8 protein-coding genes and 1 pseudogene are annotated in these 5,918 nt (G+C 72.6%); 5 read left to right on the forward strand and 4 right to left on the reverse strand.

Going from position 1 to position 5,918, the window contains the following annotated elements; all coding sequences use genetic code 11:
- Positions 1–60: 60 nt before the first annotated feature.
- Positions 61–474, reverse strand: a complete 414-nt coding sequence (locus AB8Z36_RS27775) for an ATP-binding protein (RefSeq protein ID WP_369216126.1) — start codon at positions 472–474, stop codon at positions 61–63.
- Between the two features lie 216 nt (positions 475–690).
- Between AB8Z36_RS27775 and AB8Z36_RS27780 the strand changes: the two genes are divergently transcribed.
- Genes AB8Z36_RS27780 through AB8Z36_RS27795 form a run of 4 tightly spaced genes read left to right on the forward strand, consistent with a single transcriptional unit; the run spans position 691 to position 3,946 of the window.
- Positions 691–1,530, forward strand: a complete 840-nt coding sequence (locus tag AB8Z36_RS27780) for a helix-turn-helix domain-containing protein (protein ID WP_369216127.1) — start codon at positions 691–693, stop codon at positions 1,528–1,530.
- The gene (locus AB8Z36_RS27785) at positions 1,527–1,772 is read left to right on the forward strand and encodes a DUF397 domain-containing protein (RefSeq protein ID WP_369216128.1); all 246 of its coding nucleotides are present in this window, start codon (positions 1,527–1,529) and stop codon (positions 1,770–1,772) included. The genes AB8Z36_RS27780 and AB8Z36_RS27785 overlap by 4 nt, the downstream gene beginning before the upstream one ends.
- A 5-nt stretch (positions 1,773–1,777) precedes the next feature.
- A complete protein-coding gene (locus AB8Z36_RS27790) occupies positions 1,778–3,169 on the forward strand; it encodes a hypothetical protein (RefSeq protein ID WP_369216129.1) in 1,392 nt (463 codons plus the stop codon).
- Between the two features lie 51 nt (positions 3,170–3,220).
- Entirely contained in the window at positions 3,221–3,946 is a 726-nt protein-coding gene (locus AB8Z36_RS27795) for a hypothetical protein (protein WP_369216130.1), read from the forward strand.
- Positions 3,947–3,989: 43 nt separating this feature from the next.
- Here the strand turns inward: AB8Z36_RS27795 and AB8Z36_RS27800 are convergent, their stop codons facing one another.
- Positions 3,990–4,403 carry an NUDIX hydrolase gene (locus AB8Z36_RS27800; RefSeq protein ID WP_369216131.1) on the reverse strand — a complete coding sequence of 138 codons (414 nt, stop codon included), beginning with the start codon at positions 4,401–4,403 and terminating at the stop codon, positions 3,990–3,992.
- Between the two features lie 239 nt (positions 4,404–4,642).
- On the opposite strand from AB8Z36_RS27800, the gene AB8Z36_RS27805 reads away from it, so the two are divergent.
- Complete coding sequence (locus tag AB8Z36_RS27805) at positions 4,643–5,062, forward strand: VOC family protein (RefSeq protein WP_369216132.1); 420 nt, start codon at positions 4,643–4,645, stop codon at positions 5,060–5,062.
- Here the strand turns inward: AB8Z36_RS27805 and AB8Z36_RS27810 are convergent.
- A pseudogene (locus AB8Z36_RS27810) lies at positions 5,051–5,800 on the reverse strand (helix-turn-helix domain-containing protein); the annotation flags it as partial. The gene AB8Z36_RS27805 and the pseudogene AB8Z36_RS27810 overlap by 12 nt on opposite strands.
- A partial coding sequence (locus AB8Z36_RS27815; RefSeq protein ID WP_369216133.1) for an AraC family transcriptional regulator occupies positions 5,790–5,918 on the reverse strand: 129 nt, incomplete at its 5' end. The pseudogene AB8Z36_RS27810 and the gene AB8Z36_RS27815, both read right to left, overlap by 11 nt.

Below are 5,918 nucleotides of genomic sequence, written 5' to 3' on the forward strand. Positions count from 1 at the left end.
GGCCCGGCGTGCTGCGGCAGCACCGGCTCCACGCGCGCGTGGACGACTTCGCCTACACCTTCAGTCTGACCGGCCGCTGACCCTCAGCTCCGCCCAGACGGTCTTCCCCGGGCCGTCCGGGCGGGGCATCACCCCCCAGCGGCACGCCATCGCCTCCACGAGCAGCAGCCCCCGCCCGGTCTCCGCGTCGGGGTCCACCACCCCCGCGACGACCGGCAGCCGTTCGGCACGGGTGTCGGTGACCTCGATCCGTACGGTGCCGTCCGCCGCCTCGGACAGGCCCACGCGGAAGTCCCGTGCGGGCACGGTCCGCCCGTGCCGGGCGGCGTTCGCGGCCAGCTCCGCCGTGATCAGCGCGGCGGCCTCATTGACCTCGCCCGCGTAGGCGTGGCCCCAGCCGTCCAGCCGGTGCGCCACGAGCCGCCGCGCGAGCCGAGCGCTCCTGGGCGTGGAGCTGAAGCACTGAGTGAACATACGTACGGTAACTGGCGCATGGGCCTTGGCTTGCACTGTCATGCGCCCAGAATTTCGTGACTTCAACCGTGTTCACCAGGTAAGCAGCCCGTACCTGACTCGTACACGGAGCAAGAGTACGAGCACGAACGCTGGACAGCGTCGATCACGGTCCGTAACCATGGGTCACCTGGCGCGCTCCAACACCGGAGCACAACGACACCTGGGGGTACCAGAGTGGCCGCCGACACCATCAGCACTGAACCCGGGCCTTGCGAGAGCCTCAAGACCTTCGGGGCGGTTCTCCAGGGCTTCCGCGAACGCGCGGGCCTCACCCAGTTCGCGTTCGCCCGGCGCATGGGGTACTCCGTCGACTTCGTGGCCTCGGTCGAGCAAGGGCGACGCCTGCCTCCCGCACGGTTCGTGGAACGGGCCGAGGAGATCCTCGACGCGTTCGGCATCATCCGCAAGGCCGCGCAGAAACTGACCCGCCAGCCGGGCCTGGCGTCATGGTTCCGCAAATGGGCGGGGCTGGAGGAGCACGCGATCACTCTCCAGACGTACGAATGCCGGGTGATCCCCGGTCTGTTGCAGACCGAGGCCTACGCGAAGGCCGTGAGCTGGAGCGTGCCCCCGCTGCCGACGCCCGAGAAGGTCGAGGAGCGGGTCGTCGCGCGGCTGGCCCGGCAGCGACTACTGGACCTGGACCGTCAGCCCCCGGCCTCGTTCAGCTTCATCCTTGAGCAGGCCATCCTGGAGCGGCGAACGGGCGGCGATGACGTCACCCGTGACCAGATCGACCACCTGCTCAGCATGTCCAACAGGAACTGGAACGTCGAGCTACAGCTCATGCCCCTCCAACAACCGTCCCACGCCGGTTTAGACGGACCACTGCAACTCCTGGAGACGCCGGAGAACCAGTGGTTCGCCTACTCCGAAGGCCAGAAGTGTGGCCTGCTGATCTCCGGCCCGAAAGAGATCAGTGTGCTCCAGCAGAGGTATGCCAAGATGCGCTCACAGGCTCTCACCCCTGAACACTCCGTGAGCCTTCTCCAGCGGATGCGAGGAGCGCTATGAGCACCAACGAACCGGCTTGGTTCAAGAGCAGCTACAGCGGTGATTCCAGCGGCGACTGCGTCGAAGTCGGCCTCGACTGGCGCAAGTCCAGCTACAGCAGCGGCAGCGAGGGCGACTGCGTCGAGGTCGCCCCCTGCCCGTCCACCATCCACGTGCGGGACTCCAAGAACCCCCAGGGACCCCAAATGAACGTCACCCCCCAGGCATGGGAGGCGTTCCTCACGCACACGAGCAAGCGCTGAGCCGCATGCAGCAGGCACCCGCGCGCGGGCCCTCCGCGCCGCCCGAGCCGGGACCCGAGCCGCCGAACGGCAGACTCGTGTCCTGGCTCGGTGCCCTGGGGCCGATCGCCGTGGGCTACGCGGTGTTCCAGGCCCTGGTGGGGCTGCTCCCCGAGGCCCTGTACGGCGACACCGCCCGCTATTCGCTGGCGCTGGTCAGCGGTATCGGGACCGGGCTCTGTGCCTGGCTCGCGGGCGCCCTGGTGCGGGCCAGAGCGTCGGGCGGGGCCGCCGGTACGACCGACGGAGTCCCACCACAGCGGGCGCCGCGTGACGGCGCGCGAGGAGAGGGGCCCGGCCCGTTGCCGGGCCTTTCCGCTGCCACGTACGAGATGCTCGCCGAGCGTGTCACGGTCGTCGACGATCCGCTGCGCGGGCATCTTCGGGGCTGGCCGCACGCGCTGGACGAGCACGCGCAGCCGGTGCGTCCGACGCCGACGGGCACGGCGTACGGGCTGCACATCGCTCTTGAACTCGGCGTGCCCGACGGCAGGTTGCGGGCGTCGGAGCTGGTCGAGACGCTGTGGCGGCTGCGGCTTCCCGACGGCGGCTGGGCCGCGCGCTCGCAGGGGGCGGTGCCGCGCCCCGAGGTGACCGCGCTGGTGCTCGGCGCGCTCGCGAGGGCGGGCGCGGACCCGCAGCGCCTCGCGGCGGAGGCGGAGCAGTGCGCGGACCGGTTCCGGCGGGAGCTCGAACCGTCGGGGCTCGAACTCACGCATGTCGTGACGACGGTGCTGCGCGGGCTGCTCAGGGCCGCGCCCGGGTCGGACGCGCTGCCCCGGCTGCGGGAGACCCTGGTGGACGGGGCGGTCACGGACCCGGGGCGGCAGCACCGGCGCTGCTGGGGCGCCCGGCTCGCGCCGCTCGGCGGGCGTCCGGTGGCGCCGTCGCCCGTGCACACCGCGCAGGCGGTGGTGGCGCTCGACCGGGCGGCGCGGGTGCTGGGCGAGGACGCCAACGCGCGCGCCACCCGCCAGGACGGCATCCGCTGGCTGCTGACGTGCCCCGGGCTCACCCACGACGGGTGCGCGGACCTGGAGAACAGCCAGGAGACGGTGCGCCGCCCGCATCCGGTGGACGCCGCGCGCCACGAGGTGCTCGCGGTGCGGCACTTCTCGGCGGCGTGGGTGATGCGGGCGCTGCTGACGCCGGGGGCGAGGGAGACGGCGGTCGAGGAGGGGCTCGACGCGGCCTGGCAGGAGATGCTCGCCGGGGCCGCCGCGTCGGTCTGGCGGCAGCAGGAGGACGGGATCTGGACGTGGGACGGTGACGATCTCGCCCACCCGCTCTGGATGACCTACCAAGGTCTTTCGGTGCTGCGGGCACATGCCGTATGGATGTATCAGCCGGGTGACTGATACCTCCGGCTCCGCGCGCGCGGGCGCGTGGGTGACGAGGGGGAGAGTCCATTGGGTGGTCGGCACGTCCATGGCGCCAGACGGCTGCTCGAAGAGGCGCTCGACGGGCCCACGGGCGACGATCTGGTGCGGGCGGCCCGGACCGTCATCTCCGAACTGGGCGCCATCGAGCGGCTGTTACCGCTGATCCGGGAGCTGTCGGAGGGCGGCGGCGACCCCGCGGGATGCGCGCTCCTCTCGTACCGCCACGTCCTCGGCTTCGACAAGCTGCTCCTCATCGACGGCGGCCCGCGGCACATGCTGCGCGCCCACGTCTGGCACCCGGGCCCGGCGGCGCGCGAGGACATCCACAACCACCGCTCGCCGCTCGCCTCGCACGTGGTGCGGGGCGCGCTCGGCATGGAGCTGTACGAGGCCACGGAACCGGCGGCGGACGGCGGCGTCACCGCGTCCTGGTACCGCGAGTCGCTGACGGACGACGGGGCCGACTGGCTGCTCGAACCGGCGGGCCGGGCGCGGCTGCGGCTCGCGCAGACGATGGAGTACGCGGCGGGCAGCGGCTACGCGCTGCCGCCATACGCCCTGCACCGGGCGTGGTGCGCGTCGACGGAGGCGACGGTGACACTCTTCCTGGAGACGGGGTCGGAGCGGCGCCGGTACACGGACGTGTTCACGGGTCCCGGCGCGGCGGACGCGGGGGCGTCGGCGAAGAAGAAGCCCCTGGACGTGCGGGACTATCTGGGCGAGCTGTCGGTGCTCGCGGAACTGATCGGCTGACGGACGGCGGGTCCGGGCGGCGGGGCCGGTCGCCGGTCGCGGGCTAGGCGGCGAACGCCTGGCGGACGATCTCGCGGTTGTAGTCGTCGATGTCGACGGTGCCGAAGTCGGCGGGGGTGAGCCAGCGGTAGGCCTGGTCGGGCAGCGGGAGCGTCACGTCGAAGGTGAGGGGGCGGACGAGGAAGTTGTCCTGCCAGTTCTTGACCTCGTGGCCCCGGTAGACGCTGAGGAAGGACGATTCGCCGACCTTCTCCACCACTTCGCCGAGGAGACCCGTCTCCTCCTTGAGCTCTCTCAGGACGCCCTCGACCGGACCCTCGTCGGGCTCCAGCTTGCCGCACGGGACGCCCCACACCCGGGGATGGAACCGCTCGGTCGCACTGCGCCGCACGAGCAGGACGCGGCCGTGATGGGCCACGACAGCCGCCGCGAGCCGGTTGTCACCGGGATAATCCATGCCGTCCAACGTAGCGGGGATCGTTCGGGGGTGACAGGCAGCCGGGGCGCGTATCGGCCATCCGGACCCGTTCTGGCTGGTCGCATGGGGGCGGAACGTAGACGTCCGTCAACCGAACGCCGTAGCGGGTCACCCACACGGCCCCCGGCGCGTCTGCACGGGTGACCCGGCGGGCGGATGGGCCCCGCTGTCCGTTTCCTTCAAGACCGCACGCCCTCGGCGTTCCTACGCTGCGGGACATGACCAGCACACCGATCCCACGTTTCGACCTCATCGGCCTCGTCGTCTCCGACATGGCCGCCTCCCTCGCCTTCTACCGGCGGCTCGGACTGCGCTTCCCCGAGGACGCGGAGAGCGCCCCGCACGTCGAGGCGCAGGTCCTCGGCGGGCTGCGCGTCGCCTTCGACACCGAGGAGACCGTCCGCTCCTTCCACCCGGACTGGCGGCCGCCCGCCGCCGGCGGGCGGATCGGGCTCGCCTTCCTCTGCGCCTCACCCGAGGCCGTCGACGCCTCGTACGCGGAGCTGACGGGCGCCGGGTACGGGAGCGAGCTGAAGCCCTTCGACGCGCCCTGGGGGCAGCGGTACGCCACCGTGCGCGACCCGGACGGCAACGGAGTCGACCTCTTCGCGCCGCTGGACCACATCCCCGTCCAGTAGCCCGCTCAGCGTCAGGCCGGTCAGCTCCTTGACGTCGCGCGCGAGGTGGGCCTGGTCGGCGAAGCCCGCCTCGACCGCCGTGCGCGCGTACGGCCATCCGTCGCGGGCGAGCGCCAGGGCCCGCTGGAGCCGCAGCACCCTGGCGAGGGTCTTCGGGCCGTAGCCGAACGCGGGCAGCGAACGGCGGTGCAGCGTCCGGGCGTTGAGGCCCACCTTCGCGGCGGTCTCGGCGACCGGGCGGCCCGCGTCCAGGGAGCGGACGACCTCCGCGAGCAGGGGGTCGGGCGGCGCGGCCTGGGCGGCCCGCTCCAGGGCGACGGCTTCGAGCACACGCATGGGGTCGTCGGCGCCGTCCACCCGCTCGGTGAGGCGGCGGGCCCGCGCGCCGCCCCACAGGTCGGCCAACTCGACGCGCCGGTCGCGCAGTTCGTCAGCCGGTACCCCGAGCAGGGCCGGGGCGGTGCCGGGATAGAAGCGGACGCCGACATAGCGCCCTCCGGAGACCGCGCCGCCGGTCTCCGGCCCTGGTACGTACGCGTGGGTGTCGGGCCCGGCGACGAAGAGCCGCCCCTCCCGCCACAGCAGATCCATGCAGCCGTCGGGGAGCACCGGCCGGACCGCCGCACCGTCGCCGCCGTCGGCCCCGGCGCGGGTCCACAGGACCGCGCCCGGCAGCCGGGAGGCCCGCTCCCGGTATGCGGTGTGCTGTTCGGCCACGTCCCTCAGGCTACGCCGCATGCCCGCGATGCTCCTGCGGGCTGACCCCGTACACCCGCTTGAAGGCCCCGGAGAGGGCGAAGGCGCTGCCGTAGCCGACCCTGCGGGCGATGGCGGCGATCGTCAGCCCGGTGTCGCG

This window comes from Streptomyces flavofungini, from assembly GCF_041028215.1.
GTDB lineage: Bacteria > Actinomycetota > Actinomycetes > Streptomycetales > Streptomycetaceae > Streptomyces > Streptomyces flavofungini_B.

Bases quoted from the DNA above. Each gene is read 5' to 3' on its own strand.
- AB8Z36_RS27775 (WP_369216126.1), bottom strand. From the start codon at position 474: ATGTTCACTCAGTGCTTCAGCTCCACGCCCAGGAGCGCTCGGCTCGCG.
- AB8Z36_RS27785 (WP_369216128.1), top strand. From the start codon at position 1,527: ATGAGCACCAACGAACCGGCTTGGTTCAAGAGCAGCTACAGCGGTGAT.
- AB8Z36_RS27790 (WP_369216129.1), top strand. From the start codon at position 1,778: ATGCAGCAGGCACCCGCGCGCGGGCCCTCCGCGCCGCCCGAGCCGGGA.
- AB8Z36_RS27800 (WP_369216131.1), bottom strand. From the start codon at position 4,403: ATGGATTATCCCGGTGACAACCGGCTCGCGGCGGCTGTCGTGGCCCAT.
- AB8Z36_RS27805 (WP_369216132.1), top strand. From the start codon at position 4,643: ATGACCAGCACACCGATCCCACGTTTCGACCTCATCGGCCTCGTCGTC.